Annotated in this window: 19 protein-coding genes; 16 read left to right on the forward strand and 3 right to left on the reverse strand. The window is 61.8% G+C overall.

The features are described 5' to 3' along the window. Position 1 precedes the first annotated feature (1 nt). The 5 genes from ftsW to aqpZ all read left to right on the forward strand — a co-directional run bounded on the left by ftsW (position 2) and on the right by aqpZ (position 5642). The gene (gene ftsW / locus ACE04I_RS24395) at positions 2-1156 is read left to right on the forward strand and encodes a putative lipid II flippase FtsW (RefSeq protein WP_046795220.1); all 1155 of its coding nucleotides are present in this window, start codon (positions 2-4) and stop codon (positions 1154-1156) included. Positions 1157-1163: 7 nt separating this feature from the next. Further along, positions 1164-2288, forward strand: a complete 1125-nt coding sequence (murG, locus tag ACE04I_RS24400; RefSeq protein ID WP_046795219.1) for an undecaprenyldiphospho-muramoylpentapeptide beta-N-acetylglucosaminyltransferase — start codon at positions 1164-1166, stop codon at positions 2286-2288. Next, entirely contained in the window at positions 2285-3694 is a 1410-nt protein-coding gene (gene murC, locus ACE04I_RS24405) for a UDP-N-acetylmuramate--L-alanine ligase (RefSeq protein ID WP_046795218.1), read from the forward strand. The genes murG and murC overlap by 4 nt, the downstream gene beginning before the upstream one ends. 2 nt (positions 3695-3696) lie before the next feature. After that, a complete protein-coding gene (murB, locus tag ACE04I_RS24410) occupies positions 3697-4671 on the forward strand; it encodes a UDP-N-acetylmuramate dehydrogenase (RefSeq protein WP_046795217.1) in 975 nt (324 codons plus the stop codon). Between the two features lie 242 nt (positions 4672-4913). Next, complete coding sequence (gene aqpZ / locus ACE04I_RS24415; RefSeq protein ID WP_487207662.1) at positions 4914-5642, forward strand: aquaporin Z; 729 nt, start codon at positions 4914-4916, stop codon at positions 5640-5642. Between the two features lie 82 nt (positions 5643-5724). Here the strand turns inward: aqpZ and ACE04I_RS24420 are convergent, their stop codons facing one another. After that, positions 5725-7029: an MFS transporter gene (locus tag ACE04I_RS24420; RefSeq protein WP_046795216.1), complete on the reverse strand. Its 1305-nt coding sequence runs from the start codon at positions 7027-7029 to the stop codon at positions 5725-5727. A 397-nt stretch (positions 7030-7426) separates the two neighbouring features. On the opposite strand from ACE04I_RS24420, the gene ACE04I_RS24425 reads away from it, so the two are divergent. The 9 genes from ACE04I_RS24425 (at position 7427) to ligA (ending at position 19123) form a co-directional block, all read left to right on the forward strand. Beyond that, positions 7427-8353, forward strand: a complete 927-nt coding sequence (locus tag ACE04I_RS24425) for a D-alanine--D-alanine ligase (protein ID WP_046795215.1) — start codon at positions 7427-7429, stop codon at positions 8351-8353. Continuing rightward, positions 8341-9270, forward strand: coding sequence for a cell division protein FtsQ/DivIB (locus tag ACE04I_RS24430; protein ID WP_046795214.1), 930 nt, complete (start codon positions 8341-8343; stop codon positions 9268-9270). Before ACE04I_RS24425 ends, ACE04I_RS24430 begins: the two co-directional genes overlap by 13 nt. Then, on the forward strand, positions 9267-10598 hold the full coding sequence (gene ftsA / locus ACE04I_RS24435) for a cell division protein FtsA (protein ID WP_046795213.1): 1332 nt from the start codon (positions 9267-9269) through the stop codon (positions 10596-10598). The genes ACE04I_RS24430 and ftsA overlap by 4 nt, the downstream gene beginning before the upstream one ends. An 89-nt stretch (positions 10599-10687) precedes the next feature. Further along, positions 10688-12442 (forward strand): cell division protein FtsZ, encoded by a 1755-nt coding sequence (gene ftsZ / locus ACE04I_RS24440; protein WP_046795212.1) that lies wholly within the window; start codon positions 10688-10690, stop codon positions 12440-12442. A gap of 265 nt (positions 12443-12707) precedes the next feature. Next, on the forward strand, positions 12708-13661 hold the full coding sequence (gene lpxC, locus ACE04I_RS24445) for a UDP-3-O-acyl-N-acetylglucosamine deacetylase (protein WP_046795211.1): 954 nt from the start codon (positions 12708-12710) through the stop codon (positions 13659-13661). 204 nt (positions 13662-13865) lie between these two features. Then, a complete protein-coding gene (locus tag ACE04I_RS24450; RefSeq protein ID WP_082118372.1) occupies positions 13866-14732 on the forward strand; it encodes an outer membrane protein assembly factor BamD in 867 nt (288 codons plus the stop codon). Between the two features lie 17 nt (positions 14733-14749). After that, entirely contained in the window at positions 14750-16423 is a 1674-nt protein-coding gene (gene recN / locus ACE04I_RS24455) for a DNA repair protein RecN (RefSeq protein WP_046795209.1), read from the forward strand. Between the two features lie 106 nt (positions 16424-16529). Then, a complete protein-coding gene (locus ACE04I_RS24460; RefSeq protein WP_137326501.1) occupies positions 16530-16895 on the forward strand; it encodes a hypothetical protein in 366 nt (121 codons plus the stop codon). A 68-nt stretch (positions 16896-16963) separates the two neighbouring features. Next, the gene (ligA, locus tag ACE04I_RS24465; RefSeq protein WP_046795208.1) at positions 16964-19123 is read left to right on the forward strand and encodes an NAD-dependent DNA ligase LigA; all 2160 of its coding nucleotides are present in this window, start codon (positions 16964-16966) and stop codon (positions 19121-19123) included. A 3-nt stretch (positions 19124-19126) separates the two neighbouring features. On the opposite strand, the gene ACE04I_RS24470 is transcribed toward ligA, so the two are convergent. Beyond that, positions 19127-19636 (reverse strand): GNAT family N-acetyltransferase, encoded by a 510-nt coding sequence (locus ACE04I_RS24470; protein ID WP_046795207.1) that lies wholly within the window; start codon positions 19634-19636, stop codon positions 19127-19129. 264 nt (positions 19637-19900) lie between these two features. On the opposite strand from ACE04I_RS24470, the gene ACE04I_RS24475 reads away from it, so the two are divergent. Next, entirely contained in the window at positions 19901-20488 is a 588-nt protein-coding gene (locus tag ACE04I_RS24475; RefSeq protein WP_046795206.1) for a 3'-5' exonuclease, read from the forward strand. Positions 20489-20557: 69 nt separating this feature from the next. Beyond that, positions 20558-21049 carry a CreA family protein gene (locus tag ACE04I_RS24480; RefSeq protein WP_046795205.1) on the forward strand — a complete coding sequence of 164 codons (492 nt, stop codon included), beginning with the start codon at positions 20558-20560 and terminating at the stop codon, positions 21047-21049. On the opposite strand, the gene ACE04I_RS24485 is transcribed toward ACE04I_RS24480, so the two are convergent. Then, positions 21050-21770, reverse strand: a 721-nt coding sequence (locus tag ACE04I_RS24485; RefSeq protein ID WP_487207663.1) for an FAD-binding protein, incomplete at its 5' end; no start/stop codon positions are given.

Here is a 21770-nt window from a genome sequence, read left to right on the forward strand (position 1 = left end):
GATGGTAAGCCGCGCAGACCGTGGGCCGCTCGCAGACTGGTTCTGGACGATCGACCGTTTCTTTCTCGCCGCCTTCGTGCTGCTCATGGGGCTCGGCTTCATGCTTTCCTTCGCGGCCTCTCCGCCGGTTGCCGAAAGGCTCGGCCTCGATAGCTTCCACTTCGTCGAGCGGCATGCCGTTTTTGTGATACCGTCGCTGGTGGTGATGATCGGCCTTTCCTTCATGTCGCCCCGGCAGGTGCGGCGAGCGGCGATCATCCTGCTGATCGTCTCCATCAGCATGATGGTGCTGGCGCTGTTCTTCGGCGTCGAGGTCAAGGGATCGCGGCGCTGGATCTCGATCGGCAGCTTTTCCATTCAGCCATCGGAATTCATGAAACCCGCTTTCGTGGTGGTCTGCGCCTGGCTTTTCGCCGAGCATGCGCGGCAACCGGAAATTCCCGGCAATCTCTTCGCCATCATCCTCTTCGGCATCGTCGCTGCCCTGCTGGTCGCCCAGCCGGACCTCGGCCAGACCATTCTGACGAGCGTGGTCTGGGGAGGCATGTTCTTCATGGCCGGCATGCCCTGGCTTTGGATCGTGGTGCTCGGCGGCTTCGGGGCCGGCGGTCTTCTCGCGGCTTACTACATGCTGCCGCACGTGACCTCCCGTTTCGACAAGTTCCTGACCGGCGAAGGCGATCGCTTCCAGGTGGAGACGGCGCGCGACGCCATCATCCGGGGAGACTGGTTCGGGCAGGGACCGGGCGAAGGCGTCGTCAAGCGCATCCTGCCGGACAGCCATACGGACTTCATATTCTCCGTGGCCGCGGAGGAGTTCGGTATCGTCTTCTGCATGGCGCTGGTGGCGATTTTCGCCTTCATCGTGCTTCGCGGCCTCAATCACGCCTTCAAGGAGCGCGATGACTTCAACCGCTTCGCGGTCGCGGGCCTGGTGTTGCAGATCGGCATGCAATCGATGATCAATATCGGCGTCAACCTGGAGCTTATGCCTGCCAAGGGCATGACCTTGCCGCTGATCTCCTACGGCGGCTCGTCCATGATCGCGATCTGCGTGACGGCCGGATTCATTCTCGCGCTGACGCGTCACCGCCCCGAAAAACGGGCCCAAGAGCGGAGCCTTTTCCGCGTCGGCCACGGTGTTCCGGCGGAGTAAAGGAACAATGACCAAAGGCATCATCCTGCTTGCCGCCGGTGGCACCGGCGGCCATGTATTTCCCGCCGAGGCCCTAGGGCACGAGCTCAGGGCGCGGGGTTATTCCGTTCACCTCGTCACGGACAGCCGTGCGGAACGTTTTGCCGGCAAGTTTCCGGCGGACGAAATCCATGTCGTGCCGTCGGCGACGCTCGCGTCGAAGAATCCGGTCGCGCTGCTTCGGACCGGTTGGAAGCTCTGGACGGGGCTGCGCGTCGCGCGCCGGCTGATCGGGCGCCTGAAGCCTGTCGCCGTGGTCGGTTTCGGCGGCTATCCGACGGTGCCGCCGCTGATGGCGGCGACCTCCATGGGCGTTCCGTCGATGCTCCACGAGCAGAATGCGGTGATGGGCCGGGCGAACAAGGCTTTGGCCGGCAAGGTGCAGGCGATCGCCGGCGGGTTCCTCCCGGAAAACACCGGGCCCTATGCAGCCAAGACCGTCACCACCGGCAATCCTGTACGTCCCGCCGTGCTGGAGGCAGCAAAGACACCCTATGCGCCATCACGCGGGGATGAGCCGTTCCGGCTCGTCGTCTTCGGTGGCAGCCAGGGTGCGCAGTTCTTCTCCTCCGCCGTGCCGACGGCGCTCAGCCTGCTTGCGGAGCCGGAGCGCAAGCGTCTCGTGGTTACGCAGCAGGCACGGCCGGAGGATGCAGACCGGGTGAATTCCTGCTTCGCCAAGCTGCAGGCGCCGGCGGAAGTGTCGTCCTTCTTCACCGACATGGCAGAACGTCTTGCGGCGACGCATCTGGTGGTCTGCCGCTCCGGGGCCTCGACGGTGTCGGAGATCTCGGTGATTGGCCGCCCCGCCATTCTCGTTCCTTATCCTTACGCGCTCGATCATGATCAGGCGGCCAATGCGGCGGCGCTTGTCGCGACCGGAGGTGCCGAAGTTGTGGCGCAATCCGATCTTTCTCCGGATCGGCTTGCCGCGATGATCTCGGCGGCCATGAAAGACCCGGAACGTCTCGAAAAGATGGCGGCCGCGGCAAAGCAGGCAGGGCGACCCGACGCGACGGGCTTGCTGGCGGACATGGTTGTGGCTATTGCCGAGCGTAAGCCGATTTCAGTTATCAAAGGAGTACATGCATGAAGCTGCCGAAGGCCATCGGGCTCGTCCATTTCATCGGCATCGGCGGGATCGGCATGAGCGGCATTGCCGAAGTGCTGCACAATCTCGGCCACCGCGTGCAGGGATCGGACCAGGCCGACGGCGCCAACGTGCAGCGACTGCGCGACAAGGGCATTCCGGTCTTCGTGGGACATCAGGCGGAAAACCTGGGCGATGCGGAAGTGGTCGTCGTCTCGACCGCCATCAAGAAGAATAATCCGGAACTCGTCGCCGCGCGTGAAAAATCGCTGCCGATCGTCCGTCGCGCCGAAATGCTCGCCGAACTGATGCGCTTCCGCAATGCGATCGCCATCGGCGGCACGCACGGCAAGACGACCACCACCTCGATGGTGGGTGCGCTGTTGGAGGCAGGCGGGCTCGACCCGACCGTCATCAATGGCGGCATCATCAATGCGTACGGCACCAATGCCCGCATGGGCGAGGGCGAGTGGATGGTGGTGGAAGCCGACGAATCGGACGGCACCTTCCTGAAGCTGCCCGCGGATGTCGCGGTCGTCACCAATATCGACCCCGAACATCTGGACCATTACGGAAATTTCGATGCGGTGCGAGCGGCCTTCCGGCAATTCGTCGAGAACGTGCCTTTCTACGGCTTCGGCGTGCTCTGCCTCGATCATCCCGAGGTACAGGCGCTCGTCGGACGTATCGAGGATCGCAAGATCATCACCTATGGAGAAAATCCGCAGGCGGATGTGCGCTTCTCCAACGTCCGCATGGAGGGAACGCTCTCGATCTTCGATGTGGAAATACGCCGCCGCCGCACGGGCGAGGTCTTCAAATTCAGTGACCTGAAACTGCCGATGCCCGGCCGGCACAACATTTCCAATGCCACGGCGGCGATCGCTGTCGCCAATCGGCTCGGTATTCCGGAAGAAAGCATTCGCAAGGGGCTTGCCGCCTTCAGCGGTGTCAAAAGGCGTTTCACGCTCACGGGAAGCTGGAACGGCGTCCAGGTATTCGACGACTACGGCCATCATCCGGTAGAGATCAAAGCGGTGCTGAAAGCAGCACGCGAAGCCTGCCAGGGCCGCGTCATCGCGGTGCACCAGCCGCATCGCTATACGCGCCTCGCGAGCCTGTTCGAGGATTTTGCCAATTGCTTCAATGATGCCGATAGCATCATACTGGCGCCGGTATATGCGGCCGGCGAGGAGCCGATCGAAGGCGCCAATTCCGAAGCGCTGGTCACGCGTATCCGATCGGGCGGTCATCGCGATGTGCGATATATATCCTCTCCGGCGGAACTCGCATCGATTGTATCAGGCATTGCGGAACCGGGTGATTTCGTGGTTCTTCTGGGGGCTGGCAATATCACGCAGTGGGCGGCGGCATTGCCAAGGGAACTGGAAAGTATTTCGGGACAGTGAGAATGAAACAGGTGAACGGGGAAAAACTGCTGGCGTCGCTTGGAGAAGGCGTCAAGGAATTGCGTGGACGTCTGACGCCGGACGCTCCCATGGATCGCGTGACCTGGTTCCAGGCGGGCGGCCTTGCGGAGCTGATGTTCCAGCCGCACGACGTCGATGACCTCGTCGCTTTTCTCAAAATTCTTCCCAAAGACGTACCGCTGACGGTCGTGGGCGTCGGCTCCAACCTGCTGGTTCGCGACGGTGGTATTCCGGGTGTGGTCCTGCGGCTTTCCGCCAAGGGGTTCGGCCAGGTCGATCTCGCCGGCGAGAACCGCATCCAGGCGGGTGCGATCTGCCCCGACAAGCACATTGCCGCCATGGCGATGGACAATGGTATCGGCGGGTTCGCATTCTACTACGGCATTCCCGGATCGATCGGCGGAGCGCTGCGCATGAATGCCGGTGCCAACGGCGGCGAGACCTCCCAACGGGTCGTCGAGGTCCATGCGGTCGACCGCAAGGGCAACAAGCATGTGCTCACCAACGCCGACATGGGCTATAGCTATCGCCATTCCTCGGCTGCCACGGACATGATTTTCACCCATGCGGTCTTCGAGGGCTATCCCGAAGATCGTGCAAAGATCCGCGCTGATATGGATGCTGTCCGTCAACATCGCGAAACGGTGCAGCCAATCAAGGAAAAGACCGGCGGTTCGACCTTCAAGAATCCAGAGGGCCATTCTGCCTGGAAGCTCATCGACGAAGCTGGCGGGCGCGGGCTCATGAGCGGTGGAGCGCAGATGTCCTCGCTTCACTGCAACTTCATGATCAATATCGGGTACGCCACCGGTTACGATCTCGAATATCTCGGGGAGACGGTGCGCCAGCGCGTCTTCGAACATTCGGGAATCAAGCTCGAATGGGAGATCAGGCGACTCGGTATCTTCATGCCGGGGCGTGAAGTGAAGCCGTTCCAGGGCGCGACCAGCGAATAAGTAACGCTGCCGATGCCTCGGTTACCGGGGCATCGATAATTCTTAGATGAATCGAATCAGTTCGTTGCCGGGGTTTCTTAACGAAACTCCTTAGCACTTTTCCAAGTTTCCGCTTCGCCGAAAGCCACCCGCTGCCTGTCCAAGTTGCATTTCGTCAATCTTGTTGCATAGTCATGAGGCAGTGACGACTCGTGCCCTCTCCCCGGCGTGAGCCGGAGGGGCACACTATGTGGGGGTTCTCGATGTTTAAGAAGCTTTCTGCTGAGTTCTTTGGTACATTCTGGCTTGTATTCGGGGGATGCGGGAGCGCCGTCTTGGCCGCCGCCTATCCCGATCTGGGTATCGGTTTTGTAGGCGTATCCCTGGCTTTCGGCCTCACAGTCCTGACCATGGCCTATGCCGTCGGCGGCATTTCCGGTGGTCATTTCAATCCTGCGGTATCGGTCGGTCTGACGGTGGCCGGCAGATTTCCGGCAGCTAGCCTCGTACCCTACATCATCGCCCAGGTGGTGGGGGCTGTGGTCGCAGCTTTCGTGCTCTACCTGATCGCTTCGGGTAAGGCCGATTTCCAGCTCGGCGGTTTTGCGTCCAATGGCTATGGCGAACATTCGCCCGGTGGCTATTCATTGACCTCCGCGCTGGTGGCGGAAGTAGTCCTTACAGGCTTCTTCATCTTCATCATCCTCGGGGCTACGGGCTCCAGGGTTCCGGCCGGCTTTGCTCCGATCGCGATCGGCCTCGCTTTGACGCTGATCCATCTGATCTCGATCCCGGTCACCAACACCTCCGTCAATCCGGCTCGGTCGACCGGTGTGGCGGTGGTTGCCGGAGGCTGGGCGCTCGGCCAGCTTTGGCTGTTCTGGGTTGCGCCGATCGTCGGTGCGGTGCTCGGCGCGGTGGCTTGGAAACTGGTGGATGATAGCGAAGAAGTGGCGGCTGCGAAGGTTACCGGGGCTCCACGCTCCGCTTGAAGAAGGCGCTCCGCTTAAAGAAAAAAGCCCGCGATACCAATGGTTTCGCGGGCTTTTCTTTTATCTTGAATCCGGCTTTGAGTTAGACTTCGTCCTTGCCGGAGAGCAGGATGCAGGCGAGCGTGATGACCGCCGAAAGGCCGAGATAATAGCCTACATAGGTCATGCCGTAATTCGCCTGCAGCCAGGTGGCGACATAGGGCGCCAGCGAGGCGCCGAAGATGCCGGCGAAGTTGAAGGTGATCGACGAGCCGGTATAGCGCACGGCGGTGGGGAAAGGTGCGGCGAGCGCCGTCCCGATCAGGCCGTAGGTCATACCCATCAGCAGCATGGCGAGCGCCGAGAAGGCGAAGATCGATGCTTCACCGCCAGTCATCAGCCCCGGCAGGAAGAACGAGAAGATGCCGATCAGGACGGTCGTGAGAATCAGCATCTCGCGACGGCCGAAGCGATCGCCCAGCTTGCCGATGATGGGGATGAAGATGCCGAAGACGATGGAGCCGAGGATCTGGACCTCGAGCGCCTCGATGAACGGCATCTGCAATATCTTGACGTTGTAGGAGAGCAGATAGGCCGAACCGATATAGAAGAGCACGAAGGTGGCGAGCGCCACGAAAGTGCCGAGCACGAGGCTGCGCTTGTGATTGCGGAAGAGTTCCGCGACCGGCACTTCCACGCGCTCCTGCCTGTCGATCGTCTTCTGGAAGGCCGGCGTTTCGGTGATCGAAAGCCGGACCCACAGGCCAAGCACGATCAGGAGGATGGAGGCCAGGAAGGGCACGCGCCAGCCCCAGCTCAGAAGCGCTTCCTGCGACATGAAGTGCAGCAGCACCCAGAACATACCCGAGGAGAGGAAGAGGCCGACCGGCGCGCCGAGCTGCGGGAACATGCCGTACCAGCTCCGCTTGCCGGGAGGTGCGTTCTCCGTGGCGAGCAGAACTGCGCCGCCCCATTCTCCGCCGAGGCCGAAGCCCTGACCGAACCGGCAAAGCGCCAGAAGCAGAGGCGCGGCCACGCCGATCGTCTCATAGGACGGCAGAAGGCCGATCACGACCGTGGAAATACCCATGGTGAGCAGGGCGGCCACGAGTGTCGTCTTGCGACCGATGCGGTCGCCGAAGTGCCCGAAGACGATCGCGCCGAGCGGGCGGGCGAAGAAAGCGATCGAGAATGTCGCGAAGGAGGCGAGAAGTGCGGTGGTCGGGTCACTGTTCGGGAAGAACAGGGTCGGGAAAACCAGCACTGCGGCCGTGGCGTAAACATAGAAATCGAAAAATTCGATCGTCGTGCCGACCAGACTGGCCGTCAGGACTCGTGCAGGGGAGTTCAATGCAACAGGTTCTAACGGCTCAGCGGACGGCGATACTGTCGGTATCGCATTGGTCATCGCTGTATCCAATTAAGAGGGATTGTAGGCGGCTCTTGGGAGGGCCGGGTCGGCCATAGCGCAATTTTTCGAAAACCAAAATAGAAAAGACGCAATAAGAGAAAAGAAAAAGCGCGCGATCGTGTCAGGAATCGCTCCGGCACATGCGCGGGCCCTGCCTTGAGGGATTCGACCGCTCCTGGCGGTTCCCATTTAAGGTCTCGTCTGAACGGTGCGGAATTTGCCCTTTCATTTCATTGGCTTCGGGTGCGTGGTTAACCAAGGTAAACGATTTGTTAACCATATTCGGGCACTAATGCAGCCATGTCTGAAGGGCGGCGGGAATCGCAATCTCCGGACAGGTTGACGCAAGAGCGGCAGCGTACAAGCGTGGTCCTTTTTTCTCGGGGAGTGATCGATGACTGACAAGCATGTGGCTGTTTTGATGGGAGGCTTTTCCTCCGAGCGGCCCGTCAGCCTGTCATCGGGAAATGCCTGCGCAAAGGCGCTGGAGGAAGAAGGTTATCGCGTCACCCGCGTCGATGTCGGTCGCGACGTTGCGGCGGTTCTTTCCGAACTGAAGCCGGATGTCGCGTTCAATGCGCTGCATGGTCCTTTCGGAGAGGACGGGACGATCCAGGGCATCCTCGAATATCTCGAAATTCCTTATACGCATTCCGGCGTGCTCGCCTCGGCGCTCGCCATGGACAAGCATCAGGCGAAACATGTTGCCAGGGCGGCGGGTGTTCCGGTTGCTGAGGCCAAGGCGATGAGCCGCTTCGATATCGGCAATACCCATCCGATAAAGCCTCCCTATGTGGTGAAGCCGGTCCGGGAGGGGTCTTCCTTCGGCGTCGTGATCGTCAAGGAAGATCAGTCTCATCCGCCGCAGGTCATTACCTCGTCGGAGTGGCGCTACGGCGATCGCGTCCTTGTCGAGCGCTACATCTATGGGCGCGAGTTGACCTGCGGCGTCATGGGTGACGTGGCGCTCGGTGTCACCGAGGTGGTGCCGGTCGGCAACGCCTTCTACGATTACGATGCGAAATACGCGGCGGGTGGCTCGAAGCATGTCATTCCGGCGCAGATTTCACCGAATATTTACCAAAAGATACAAACACTGGCTCTCAAGGCGCATCAGGCGATGGGTTGCCGGGGCGTGAGCCGCTCCGATTTCCGCTACGACGACCGTTTCTCCGAGAGTGGTGAGGTCATTTGGCTGGAGATTAATACGCAGCCCGGCATGACCCCGACGTCGCTGGTGCCTGAAATGGCCGCTCATGCTGGCCACTCCTTTGGTGAACTTGTCCGTTGGATGGTGGAGGACGCGTCGTGCTTGCGTTGATCGGCAAAAGGGCGGGCGGACCGCGCAGCCGTAATCGAGAGGCCTATGTGGGTGGTGAGGATCGTCGGGTTCTGCCGCGTCCGCTGCGTCGCGTCGTTCGCTTCTGTGTCAGCCTCGCGACTGGCCGCATCCATATCCCGGCGCATACCGGAACCGTTGCCACGTTTGCCTTTCTCGGCGCGACTGGTCTCTATGGCATGTCGGTCGGCGGGCATGGTCAGTCTGTTGCTCAGGCTTTGACCGCTTCGGCCGGGTTCGCCATCGAAGACGTTCGGGTTTCCGGCAACAACGAGACTTCGGAGATCGATATTCTCCAGCTTCTCGGGCTCGACGGCACGACGTCGCTGCTGGCTCTCGATGTCGAGGCTGCGCGCCGCAAGCTTTCGGAGCTTCCCTGGGTAGAGTATGCGGAGGTTCGCAAGGTTTATCCCAGGACCATCGAGGTCACCCTCAAGGAGCGTCAGGCGTTCGGGATCTGGCAGCACGGCTCCGAGCTTTCGCTGATCGAGCGCAATGGCAGCGTGATCGCGCCGCTGCGGGACAGCAAGTTCGCTTCCCTGCCGCTTTTCGTCGGCCGCGATGCGGAGCAGGCTGCGGCCTCCTTCGAGGAGGAGCTGGCCGGGTGGCCGGAAATCAGGCAGCGGGTGCGCGCCTATGTTCGCGTCGCCGGCCGCCGTTGGGATCTGCATCTCGACAACGGCATCGTCCTGAAGCTGCCGGAAAGCAACATCCACAAGGCGCTTGCCGTTCTCTCCCGCCTGGAGGCGGAGCAGGGGGTTCTGGAGCGTGATATCGCGGCCGTGGATCTCAGGCTCGACGACCGCACGACCGTGCAGTTGACGGCGAGTGCCGACGAGCGGCGCAAGCAGGCGCTCGACGCGCGTACCAAGGCACTCAAGAAGGCGGGGCAGTCATGAGCCTTTTCGGGTCTTCCCATTTCGGTCTGCCGCGCTTGAAGCCGCTGTCTTCCAAGCGCAGCCACGTGGTCTCCGTACTCGATATCGGCTCGAGCAAGATCGTCTGCATGATCGGTCGGCTGACGCCGCGCCAGGAAAGCGAAATCCTGCCCGGTCGCACGCATAGCGTCGAGATCATCGGCATCGGGCACCAGCGTTCGCGGGGCGTGAAGTCCGGCGTGATCGCTGACCTCGATGCGGTGGAAGGCGTCGTGCGGCTGGCGGTGGACACCGCCGAGCGCATGGCCGGGCTCACCGTCGACAGTCTCATCGTCAATGTTTCGGCCGGCCGTCTGGCGAGCGACGTCTACACCGCCACTATCGATCTCGGCGGACAGGAGGTCGAAGCGGCCGACCTGCGCAAGGTATTGGTGGCCGCCAGCCAGCAGTCGCGCCGCCAGGAGCGTGCGATACTGCATTCGCTGCCGACCGGCTTTTCTCTCGACGGCGAGCGCGGCATTCGCGATCCGCAGTCGATGTTCGGCGATATCCTGGGCGTAGACATGCATGTGGTGACGGCCGAACAGGCCATGCTCAAGAACCTGGAGCTCTGCGTCAACCGTGCGCATCTCTCGGTCGAGGGCATCGTGGCCACGCCTTACGCAAGCGGGCTTGCGGCACTCGTGGATGACGAAGTCGAGCTTGGCTGCGCGGCGATCGACATGGGTGCCGGAACGACGACGATCTCGGTCTTTGCAGAAGGCCGGCTCGTTCACACCGACGCCATCGGTCTTGGTGGTCACCACGTGACGACCGATCTCGCGCGCGGCCTGTCGACCCGCATCGAGGATGCGGAGCGTCTGAAGGTCGTTCATGGTTCGGCGCTTTCCGCCGGTGCGGACGAGCGCGACCTGATCTCCATTCCGCCGATCGGCGAGGACGATCGCGATCAGCCGACCCAGGTTCCGCGGTCGCTGGTGACGCGGATCGTTCGTGCCCGCATCGAGGAAACGCTGGAGCTCATTCGCGACCGCATCCAGAAGTCGGGTTTCAGCCCGATCGTCGGCAAGCGCGTGGTGCTGACCGGAGGAGCGAGCCAGTTGACCGGCCTTGCGGAAACCTCCCGCAGGATTTTGGCCCGCAATGTCCGAATCGGCCGTCCGATGGGCGTCTCGGGTCTTCCGGCTGCCGCCAAGGGGCCGGCGTTTTCGACGGCCGTCGGGCTGATGATCTATCCGCAGGTCGCGGAACTGGAAACACATGCTTCGCAGAGCGGGCTCATCGCCTCGCTCGGCAACGGGAACGGCCGGCTGGCTCGCATGGGCCAATGGCTGAAAGAGAGTTTTTGACGTGCCGGAGTGGCGTTCGGACGTCAGAGAAGAGTTGAACGAATTGGCCCGATTGGCGACGCGGCCAGAAAAAAGAAGGAACTGGTAACATGACCATCAAGCTGCAGAAGCCTGATATTACCGAGCTGAAGCCACGGATCACCGTTTTCGGCGTCGGCGGTGGCGGCGGGAACGCCGTCAACAACATGATCACCGCAGGCCTTGAGGGCGTCGATTTCGTCGTCGCCAACACGGATGCTCAGGCGCTCAGCATGACGAAGGCCGAGCGCATCATTCAGATGGGCGTGCAGGTTACCGAGGGTCTCGGCGCCGGCTCCCAGCCGGAAGTCGGCCGCGCTGCAGCCGAAGAATGCCTCGATGAGATCATCGATCACCTCTCCGGCACGCACATGTGCTTCGTCACCGCCGGCATGGGCGGCGGCACCGGCACGGGCGCGGCTCCGGTCGTTGCGCAGGCGGCCCGGAACAAGGGCATTCTGACGGTCGGCGTCGTTACAAAGCCTTTCCACTTCGAAGGCGGCCGCCGCATGCGTCTCGCCGAAGAGGGTATTCAGGAACTGCAGAAGTCGGTCGATACGCTGATCGTCATTCCGAACCAGAACCTCTTCCGTATCGCCAACGACAAGACCACCTTCGCGGATGCCTTCGCGATGGCGGACCAGGTGCTCTATTCGGGCGTCGCCTGCATCACCGACCTCATGGTCAAGGAAGGCCTCATCAACCTCGACTTCGCCGACGTTCGCTCGGTGATGCGTGAAATGGGCCGCGCGATGATGGGTACCGGCGAAGCATCCGGCCAGGGCCGTGCGCTGCAGGCCGCGGAAGCCGCAATCGCCAACCCGCTGCTCGACGAAACCTCGATGAAGGGCGCTCAGGGCCTGCTGATCTCCATCACCGGCGGTCGCGACCTCACCCTCTTCGAAGTCGACGAAGCCGCGACCCGTATCCGCGAAGAAGTCGACCCGGATGCCAACATCATCCTCGGCGCGACCTTCGACGAGGCGCTCGAAGGCCTGATCCGCGTCTCCGTCGTTGCAACCGGCATCGATCGCAACGCCAGCCAAAACGATCTCCACGCGATGGAAATGCGTGCGGCCGCCAAGCCGATTATCCGTCCTTCCGCGGCCGTTGCTCCGGCATCGGCCGCAGTGCAGCCTGCAACGATGACGCAGGCACCCAAGACCGTCGACCCGATTGCCGAAACCATCCGTCAGGCAGAGGCCGACATGGAACGGGAGCTTGCCATCGCCGCAGCATCTCAGCCTGCCGCACCGCAGCCCGTCATGCAGCAGCCGCAGCAAGAGTTCCGTCCGCAAAGCCGGATCTTCGCTGCCGCGGCTCCGGCCGAAGCTCCCGCACCGGCTCCGGTCATGAACCGTCCGGCACCGCAGCCTTCCGTTGCTCAGGCTCATCACATGCAGGCGCAGCCGGCTCCGCGGATGGCTCAGCCGTATCATGAGCAAGCTACGGCTCCTGTCTCGCAGGTCGTGGAGCCGGTCCGCATGCCGAAGGTGGAGGACTTCCCGCCGGTGGTTAAGGCTGAGATGGAGCATCGCGCTCATCCCGTGCAGCATGTTCAGGAAGAGCGTGGTCCGATGGGCCTCCTGAAGCGAATCACGAATTCGCTCGGACGCCGCGAGGACGAGCCGGTCAACGCCGACATGACTGCTCCGGCTCCGAGCGCCGCCTCCCAGCAACGCCGGTCGCTTTCTCCGGAAGCGAGCCTTTACGCTCCTCGTCGCGGCCAGCTCGACGATCAGGGCCGGGCGGTTCCGCGGGCGGCCAGCCATCACGATGACGACCAGCTCGAAATCCCGGCGTTCCTGCGCCGCCAGTCGAACTGAGAAACGTCTTCTCCGCTATTGCGCAAAGGCCCGGATCACGTATCCGGGCCTTTGTCATTGAAGCTTTCGCCCACGCCGAAAAGCAAAGCCGGCTTCGTGGGTTAGCAACGTTACAATCCGAAACGAACAGTGATTTGGAATGTCCGAAGCGGGTGCGTATGTAGGAGCCTGAAAAAGGGCCCGGAAAAGCAAGTCCTCAGATTGGGGTGATTACCGGGTGACAAGAATTCCGGCTCTCGGGCCGGCAAAAAGAAGGCAGTAAGTAATGACCATCGGACTACTTGGTTTCCAGACGACAATCGCCGCACCTGTCACCTTGACGGGAATCGGCGTTCATTCGGGAAGCTCCGTCGGCATTACCTTCCAGCCTGCGGAAGCCGGTACCGGCATCGTCTTCAGCCGTAACTTCGAAGATGGCAGCGTCGCCGAATATCGCGCGGTTTCCTCGCAGGTGGGCAACACCGATCTTTGCACCGTATTGGGCACTTCGCTGGCTCGCTCGGTTGCGACCATCGAGCACGTGATGGCCGCCCTCTATTCGCTCGGCATCGACAATGTCGTCGTGGAGGTAGATGGCGGCGAAATGCCGATCATGGACGGCAGTTCCCATCCCTTTATCGAGGCGATCGAGCAGGTCGGAATCGTCAATCTCGGCATCAAGCGGCGCTACATTCGCGTCGTGAAGCCGGTGCGTATCGAATCGGGCGCATCCTGGTCGGAGTTCCGTCCCTATGACGGCACCCGTTTCGAGGTGGAGATCGATTTTGCGTCCCCGCTGATCGGCCGGCAGACGTGGAAGGGTGACCTGACGGCGGCAACCTTCAAGCAGGAACTGGCCCGCGCCCGTACCTTCGGCTTCATGCGTGATGTCGAGCGCCTGTGGGCAGCCGGCTATGCGCTCGGCTCTTCGCTTGAGAATTCCGTCGTGATCTCCGACGACGATACGGTCGTCAACATCGAAGGCCTGCGTTTCGAGGACGAATTCGTGCGTCATAAGACGCTCGATGCCGTCGGCGACCTGGCACTTGCCGGCGCGCAGTTCATCGGCTGCTACCGTTCCTATCGCGGCGGCCACAAGATGAACGCCAATGCATTGAAGGCGCTGCTGAGCGACCCGACCGCTTACGAGGTGGTCGAGGCTCCGTCGCGCAGCCAGCGTGTGCGGGCAGGGGAGTTCGTGCCGGTCAGCATGCCGGAATTCGCCCCCTGGGCGGGTTGATAAGTTTCGCCGCAGTAGACCTGGCCGCTTCCCCGGAAGCGGCCTTTTCTTTTGTGTGGAAGTATTTGGATGTAGCCATTTGAGGCCTCAAAGGGTTACGAATGCCACAAAATTGCGTTAATGCGCCATCATTGCGTTGCTCTCTCTTTGCTTTTATGGCTAGAGCAGAGGGCTTTTAAGCGCGGGACGAGCGGGAAGTATCGAATGACTTATGCAAGGTCTGCTGGAATGCGTGGAACGGCGCGGTTGGCGCTCGTTTCGCTGATGCTCATGGGCGCCGGTTTCGGCGTGACCGCGTGCCAGTCCGACAAGGACATCGACATCACCAAGCTCGGCTTTGAAAGCGATCCGCCGGAAACCCTGTATAACCAGGGTCTCGCCAATATGAAGGCGGGCAACATCGCCGAAGCGAGCCGCAAGTTCGACTCCATCGACCGGCAGCATCCGTTCACCGAATGGGCGCGCAAGGCTCTGGTGATGAGCACTTTCAGCAAGTACCGGCTCGGCCAGAACGACGAGGCCATCAAGACCGGTAACCGTTATCTGGCCCAATATCCGCAATCCAAGGATACTGCCTATGTGCAGTATCTCGTCGGGCTTTCCTATTCCAAGCAGATCGCTGACGTGACGCAGGACCAGCGCGCTGCCGGCCGCACCATCGAAGCGATGAGCAAGGTCGTCAACGACTATCCGGATTCGGAATATGTCGAGGACGCGCAGGCCAAGATCCGATTCGCTCGCGACCAGCTCGCCGGCAAGGAAATGCAGGTCGGCCGCTATTATCTTGAGCGCAAGGAATACCTCGCCGCGATTACGCGTTTCCGCACCGTGGTCGAGCAGTATTCCAATACCAATCAGGTGGAAGAGGCCCTGGCTCGTCTGACGGAAGCCTATTTTGCGATGGGCATCGTCGAGGAGGCGCAGACGGCTGCTGCCATTCTCGGGCGCAACTATCCGGACAGCCAGTGGTATGCGGATTCCTACAAGCTTCTGCAGACCGGCGGCGTAGAGCCACGTGAGAACCGCGGTTCCTGGATTTCGCGTGCCGGGGCTCGTCTCATCGGCGCATAAGCCAAGATCGAGGAAACATGCTGATCCAGTTGTCGATCCGGGATATCGTTCTGATCGAGCGGCTGGATCTTGCCTTCGAATCCGGCCTTTCGGTACTGACCGGCGAAACGGGCGCCGGCAAATCCATTCTTCTCGACAGTCTTTCGCTTGCCCTCGGCGGGCGCGGCGATGGCGGCCTCGTTCGCCACGGGGAGGAGAAGGGGCAGGTGACGGCGGTCTTCGACGTTCCGCCGGGCCATGCCGCACGGCTGCTTCTGCGGGAGAACGGCATCGACGACGACGGCGACTTGATCTTCCGGCGCGTCCAGTCGGCCGATGGGCGCACGCGCGCTTCGGTCAATGACCAGCCGGTGAGCGTGCAGCTCATGCGCCAGGCTGGGCAGTCGCTTGTGGAAATCCACGGCCAGCACGACGACCGGGCGCTGATCGACACCGATGCTCATCGGACCTTGCTCGATGCCTTTGCCGGGCTCGGTGAAGATGCCCAGCATGTTTCGGGCCTCTATCGTTCCTGGAAAGATGCGGAAAGAGCCTTCAAGGTGCACCGCGCCAAGGTGGAGGCCGCCGCCCGCGAGGCGGACTATCTGCGTGCATCCGTCGAGGAGCTGGAAGCACTGAGCCCCCGTGACGGCGAAGAGGATGAGTTGGCCGAGCAGCGCTCGCGCATGCAGAAGGCAGAGCGCATCGCCGGCGACATTTCCGAGGCATCCGAATTCCTGAACGGCAACGCATCTCCCGTTCCGCTCATCGCCTCCATGGTGCGCCGTCTGGAGCGCAAGAGCCACGAGGCGCCGGGCCTGCTCGAAGAAACGGTCGAACTTCTCGACGCGGCGCTGAACCAGCTTTCGAACGCGCAGATGGAAGTCGAGGCGGCGCTTCGAAAAACAGAATTCGATCCGCGCGAACTGGAACGGGTGGAGGAACGCCTTTTTGCTCTACGCGCCGCCGGACGCAAATATTCGGTCGCGGTGGCTGACCTGCCAGCGCTGGCGGAGAAGATGGTTGCCGATCTCGCCGATCTCGATGCGGGCGAGGAAAAGCTTGGCGAACTTGAAAAGCTGGCCGCCGCCGCCAAGGCGAATTATGACCGGGCCGCCGTCGCACTTTCGCAGAAACGTCGCCATGGCGCAGATGCGCTTGCCGAATCGGTGATGGCGGAGCTGCCGGCTCTCAAGCTCGAGCGGGCGCGGTTCATGGTGGAGGTCACGAGCGATCCGGAGGCCGCTGCGGCCGAGGGCATAGACACCGTCGAGTTCCACGTTCAGACAAACCCAGGCACGCGCCCAGGCCCGATCATGAAGGTGGCTTCAGGCGGCGAACTCTCCCGCTTCCTGCTGGCGCTCAAGGTGGCGCTTGCCGATCGCGGCTCGGCTCCGACGCTTGTTTTCGACGAAATCGATACCGGAGTAGGCGGGGCCGTCGCGGATGCGATCGGTCAGCGGCTGAAGCGCCTTTCCGACAAGGTGCAGGTGCTTTCCGTGACCCACGCGCCGCAGGTGGCGGCGCGTGCCGCCACGCATCTCCTGATTTCCAAGGGCCCGGTAATGGACGGCTCGGAGAAGATCGCCACCCGTGTGGCGACCATGGAGCCGGAGCACCGCACCGAAGAGATTGCCCGAATGCTCGCCGGCGCTTCCGTCACCGAGGAGGCGAGGGCGGCGGCCAAGCGGCTTCTGGCGGGCAGCGTCTGATTTTTTTCCGATTCTTCGAAGACGAACATGAACTGGCCGTTTTGCCACGGTTCATGTTCGCCTGCCTATGTTCGGCACCTCGTCTTATTCGCTTACGGAGATGGCCATGGCCAGAATCTGCACCACAATGATCTTCAGCATCGCATCGCTTGCTGCCGCAGGCATAGGGCTGCCATCGCAGGCTGCTGCACAGGGAGTGGAATTCTACTTCGGTGACCAGCCGCCGGCCTATGACTATCGTGAATACCGGCCGGCTCCTCGGCCCCGCTACGAAGATCGCGAAATGGCCTACGAGGGGTGCAGCCCGCGCCGCGCGTTGCGCACTGCCAGACGCATGGGTATTTCCGACGCGCAGATCGCCCGGGAAGGCAGGCGTCGGGTCATGGTCGATGGTTACGACTACGAGACCCAGGAAAATGTCAGGCTCGTCTTCGCCAACGCGCCCGGCTGCCCGCTGATCGACCGTTACTGACGAACGGCCGGATTTTCCATCTTTCCAATTTGCTCTAAAAGCGACTCCTCTATGAAGGAGTCGCTCGCATGTCCGCCCAACAAACGCCCGTCGAGAACCTGACAGAGGAACAGGCAGCCGCGGAGCTGGCTTTCCTCGCCGCCGAGATCGCCCGAAATGACGAGCTCTATCACGGGAACGACGCGCCGGAGATTTCGGATGCGGAATATGATGCGCTGAAGCGGCGCAATGATGCGATCGAGAAGCGCTTTCCGCACCTGATTCGCGCCGACAGTCCGTCGATCCGAGTGGGTGCTGCGCCCTTGCCGACCTTCGCGCCGATCACGCATTCGCGGCCGATGCTTTCGCTGGACAATACCTTTTCGGACGAGGATGTGCGGGATTTCGTCTCGTCGGTCTATCGCTTCCTCGGTCAGCTCCCGGACGGTTCGATAGCCTTTACCGCGGAGCCGAAGATCGATGGGCTTTCCATGTCGATCCGCTACGAGCAGGGCCGGCTCGTGAATGCCGCGACACGCGGCGACGGGACTACCGGCGAGAACGTCACCGAGAACGTCAAGACTATCAAGGAAATTCCGAACCGGCTTCCTGCCGGCGCTCCGGATGTCGTCGAGGTGCGCGGCGAGGTCTATATGCGCAAGAGCGACTTCCTGGCGCTCAACGCTCAGATGGAAGCGGAAGGCAGGCAGACCTATGTGAACCCGCGCAATACCGCGGCTGGTTCCCTGCGCCAGCTCGACGCCAAGGTTACGGCCAGCCGTAATCTGAAATTCTTCGCCTACACTTGGGGTGAGATGTCCGAGATGCCCGCCGATACCCAGATGGGGATGGTAGAGAAATTCGAGGAATGGGGTTTCCCGGTCAACCCGCTGATGAAGCGGTTGAACAAGGTCGATGACATCATCGCCCACTATAACGAGATCGGGCTGAAACGCCCCGATCTCGACTACGAGATCGACGGCGTCGTCTACAAGGTCGACCGGCTCGACCTGCAGGCTCGGCTCGGCTTCCGTTCACGCTCGCCCCGCTGGGCGACGGCGCATAAATTCCCGGCCGAGCAGGCGTTCACCCATGTCGAGAAGATCGACATCCAGGTCGGCCGCACCGGGGCCCTGACGCCGGTCGCGCGCCTGACGCCGGTGACCGTAGGCGGCGTGGTCGTCACCAATGCGACGCTGCACAACGAGGATTACATCAGGGGCATCGGCAATTCCGGCGAGCGCATCCGTGACGACGAGCATGACATCCGCATCGGCGACACGGTGATCGTGCAGCGGGCAGGGGATGTCATTCCTCAGGTGCTCGACGTGGTGATGGAGAAGCGCCCGGCCGATGCCGTCCCTTACGAATTTCCGAAGAAGTGCCCCGTTTGCGGCAGCCATGCTGTGCGGGAGAAGAACGAGAAGACCGGCAAGCTCGATTCGGTTACCCGTTGCACCGGTGGCTTCGTCTGCCGCGCGCAGGCCGTCGAGCACCTGAAGCATTTCGTCTCGCGCAACGCCTTCGATATCGAAGGGCTCGGCGCCAAGCAGATCGATTTCTTCTTCGAATCGTCCGATCCGGCGCTTTCGATCAAGACCGCGCCTGAGATATTCACGCTGAAGAAGCGGCAGGAGGCATCGGAGCTGACGAAGCTCGAGAATATCGAAGGCTTCGGTAAGGTGAGCGTCAAGAAACTGTTCGGTGCCATCGACGAGCGGCGGAACATCACGCTCCACCGCTTCATCTATGCGCTCGGCATCCGCCATATCGGCGAGACCAACGCGAAACTGCTTGCTCGCGCTTACGGCACTTACGAGGCTTTCGAAGCGGCGATGAAAGAAGCGGCCGACTTCTCCGGCGACGCATGGGAAGACCTCAACAATATCGAAGGGATCGGCGAGGTGGTCGCTCGGGCGCTCGTCGAGTTCTTCAAGGAGCCGCGCAATGTCGAGGTCATTTCACGGCTTTTGGAGGAAGTGACGCCTCAGGCCGCCGAGCAGATTTCGGCAAGCGGCAGCCCGGTCGCGGGCAAGACCGTGGTGTTCACCGGCTCGCTCGAAAAATTCACCCGCGAAGAGGCCAAGGCCCGCGCGGAAAGCCTGGGTGCCAAGGTGGCTGGATCGGTCTCCAAGAAAACCGATTATGTCGTGGCAGGCCCTGGCGCCGGCTCCAAGCTCGACAAGGCGAGGGAGCTCGGCGTGCAGGTGATGGACGAGGACGAATGGCTGGTCTTCATCGGCGGGTGAGGCTCAGCGTCTGATGCGCGCCATGCTGTAGGCATCCACATAGCGTCCGTCTCGGAAGGCGAAGTCGGCAAACTGACCTTCCTTGACGAAGCCCAAGCGTTCGTAGAGCCGGATTGCGGGTTCGTTATCCGTGAAAACCGTCAGCTCGACCCGGCGAAGGTTCAGCCAGTTGTCGGCTGTCTCCAACAATGCCGAAAGAAGCGCGCTGCCGATGCCGCGACCGCAGAAATCGTCGTGGACGCCCATGCCCACCGACGCCGCGTGGCTGCGGCGTCCCTCATAGGGCATCAGCCCGGCGTCTCCGACGATCCGGCCGTCCAGTTCCGCAACAAGGCTTACGGTCCGAGGATTGGCAGCTTCGAATCGTTTGCGGGTCGTTTCTACAGTTTGATACGGCAGCCGCAGCGTCCCATGGCGAAAGCCGGGCAGGTTCAGCAGCTCCGTGATTTGCTCGATATCGGAAATCCGCGCGGCACGGATGACGAAGGGTAAAGAGGGTGGTTTGTCACTCATCTTGCTCTCCTTGGGATTTGCCGAAGCAGAGCGGTAAACCCTGCCGGCCTCGGCAGGGTTGGTGGACGGGTGACCGGCTAACGCGCCAAAACCGCCACGCACCCTGCAGGGTGAATGGTCATGGTAAGATGCATGTGGACGGCGAAGCTGGTCATGGTGCCATAAGGCCAGAGGCGAGGCGGAGCGTCAAGGAGGTCGAAAACCGCTCTTTGCCGAATCGATCCCGGTTCTGTAGACAAGGACCGATATTCGACGGGACGTTCCTTGAAGACCATTGCCATAGATTTCGAGACAGCCAACGAGCAGCGCGGCAGCGCCTGTTCCGTCGGTTTGGCATGGATCGAGGACAATGCGGTCGTGCGGGTCGAGGAGCGTCTCATCCGCCCCAGGGACATGCGTTTCTCCTCCTTCAACATAGCCATCCATGGCATACGGCCGGAGCATGTCGAAGACGCGGGCGAATTCCCGGAAGTCATGGACGAGTTCGCCGACGACTTCCGCGACGCCACTATGATCGCACACAACGCAGCCTTCGATTTCAGCGTCTGGCGTGCCTGTCTCGATGCCTACCGGCAAAGCTATCCGCAACTTTCCTATCTCTGCAGCGTCAAGATGGCCCAGAAGGTCTGGCCGCATCTCGGCTCACACAAGCTCAATGTTCTGGCGGATCATCTTGGCCTGCGCTTCAAGCACCACAACGCTGCGGAGGACGCCGCGATCTGCGCCGAGGCGGCAATTGCCATCGCGAAATCCGTCGCGGCTTCCCATGTGCGGGATGTTCCGGCGATGATCGGCATGAAGGTCGGCAGACTGTTTTCGGATGGTTACGCTCCCTGTACCGTCCGGAAGTAGCGCGGCTGTTGCTTGCATCCGTCTCGGCGGACATTATCTGAGATCACGGATCGTTTATCGGAGCCTGTCATGACCGCACTTCGTTTTATGGCCGCCATGGCCTTCCTTGCCGCCGGGCTTTCCGCGGCTTCCGCCTCCGCTCAGGTGGTTGGCGAGGTGGGCGTGGACTGGATCGGCAACGACATCATCGTCGAGGCGGTCGCCGATCCGCAAGTGAAGGGCGTGACCTGCCATGTCACCTATTTCGACCGCTCCATCATCGATCGCCTGAAACAGGGCAACTGGTTCGAGGACCCGTCCAACAGTTCCATCTCCTGCCGCCAGACCGGCCCAGTGGAGATCGGCGATATCGACCTTTCCAAGAGCGGCGAGGAAGTCTTCCGCCAGGGCCGTTCGCTGATCTGGAAGGATCTTCTGGTGAAGCGCATCTACGACAAGGCGAACGACACGCTGATCTACCTCGCCCATTCGCGGCAGATCATTGAAGGCTCGGCCAAAATGGCGATCTCGACGGTCCCGCTCTACGGTCAGCAGGTGAACTGGACGAAGGGCAAGCCCTGATCAGAGAATGGCGCTTGCCGCGGCCCTGCCGGCATTGCGGCCGGAGAACAGGCAGCCGCCAAGGAAAGTGCCTTCAAGCGCCCGATAACCGTGCACGCCGCCGCCGCCGAAGCCCGCGGCCTCGCCCACTGCATAGAGGCCGGGAATGACCTTCCCATCGTGACCGAAAACCCGGCCGGAGAGGTCGGTCTCCAGCCCGCCGAGTGTCTTGCGCGTCAGGATGTTGAGGCGCACTGCGATCAATGGTCCATGGGCGGGATCGAGTATCCGATGCGGCTTTGCCGTCCGTACCAGCTTTTCGCCGAGCGAGCGGCGCGCATTGTGAATGCCCATCACCTGCGCATCCTTGCTGAAGGGATTTGCGATCTCCCGGTCCCGCGCGATGATTTCCCGCTCGATATCGGCAAGCTTCAAAAGGTCGTTGCCGACAAGCCGGTTCATGCCGGCGACGAGTTCGGCGAGCGTATCGGCGATGACGAAGTCCTCGCCATGCTCCTTGAAAGCCTCCACCGGGCCGGTGGCGCGCCTGCCGACCGCGCGCCTTGCGGTAAGCCGCCAATCGCGGCCGGTGAGATCCGGGTTCTGCTCCGAGCCGGAAAGCGCGAACTCCTTGCGGATGATGCTCTGGTTCAGCACGAACCAGCTATAATCATTGCCGGTCGCCATGAGGTGCTGCAGCGTGCCGAGCGTGTCATAGCCGGGGAAGAAGGGCGCGGGGGGG

Source organism: Rhizobium moroccans (assembly GCF_057559155.1).

Excerpts from the sequence above, each read along its gene's own strand:
- ftsW (WP_046795220.1), top strand. The coding sequence starts at position 2 with ATGGTAAGCCGCGCAGACCGTGGGCCGCTCGCAGACTGGTTCTGGACG.
- aqpZ (WP_487207662.1), top strand. The coding sequence starts at position 4,914 with ATGTTTAAGAAGCTTTCTGCTGAGTTCTTTGGTACATTCTGGCTTGTA.
- murC (WP_046795218.1), top strand. The coding sequence starts at position 2,285 with ATGAAGCTGCCGAAGGCCATCGGGCTCGTCCATTTCATCGGCATCGGC.
- ACE04I_RS24450 (WP_082118372.1), top strand. The coding sequence starts at position 13,866 with ATGACTTATGCAAGGTCTGCTGGAATGCGTGGAACGGCGCGGTTGGCG.
- lpxC (WP_046795211.1), top strand. The coding sequence starts at position 12,708 with ATGACCATCGGACTACTTGGTTTCCAGACGACAATCGCCGCACCTGTC.
- ftsA (WP_046795213.1), top strand. The coding sequence starts at position 9,267 with ATGAGCCTTTTCGGGTCTTCCCATTTCGGTCTGCCGCGCTTGAAGCCG.
- murG (WP_046795219.1), top strand. The coding sequence starts at position 1,164 with ATGACCAAAGGCATCATCCTGCTTGCCGCCGGTGGCACCGGCGGCCAT.
- ligA (WP_046795208.1), top strand. The coding sequence starts at position 16,964 with ATGTCCGCCCAACAAACGCCCGTCGAGAACCTGACAGAGGAACAGGCA.
- ACE04I_RS24470 (WP_046795207.1), bottom strand. The coding sequence starts at position 19,636 with ATGAGTGACAAACCACCCTCTTTACCCTTCGTCATCCGTGCCGCGCGG.
- ACE04I_RS24480 (WP_046795205.1), top strand. The coding sequence starts at position 20,558 with ATGACCGCACTTCGTTTTATGGCCGCCATGGCCTTCCTTGCCGCCGGG.
- recN (WP_046795209.1), top strand. The coding sequence starts at position 14,750 with ATGCTGATCCAGTTGTCGATCCGGGATATCGTTCTGATCGAGCGGCTG.
- ACE04I_RS24460 (WP_137326501.1), top strand. The coding sequence starts at position 16,530 with ATGGCCAGAATCTGCACCACAATGATCTTCAGCATCGCATCGCTTGCT.
- murB (WP_046795217.1), top strand. The coding sequence starts at position 3,697 with ATGAAACAGGTGAACGGGGAAAAACTGCTGGCGTCGCTTGGAGAAGGC.
- ACE04I_RS24425 (WP_046795215.1), top strand. The coding sequence starts at position 7,427 with ATGACTGACAAGCATGTGGCTGTTTTGATGGGAGGCTTTTCCTCCGAG.
- ACE04I_RS24420 (WP_046795216.1), bottom strand. The coding sequence starts at position 7,029 with ATGACCAATGCGATACCGACAGTATCGCCGTCCGCTGAGCCGTTAGAA.
- ftsZ (WP_046795212.1), top strand. The coding sequence starts at position 10,688 with ATGACCATCAAGCTGCAGAAGCCTGATATTACCGAGCTGAAGCCACGG.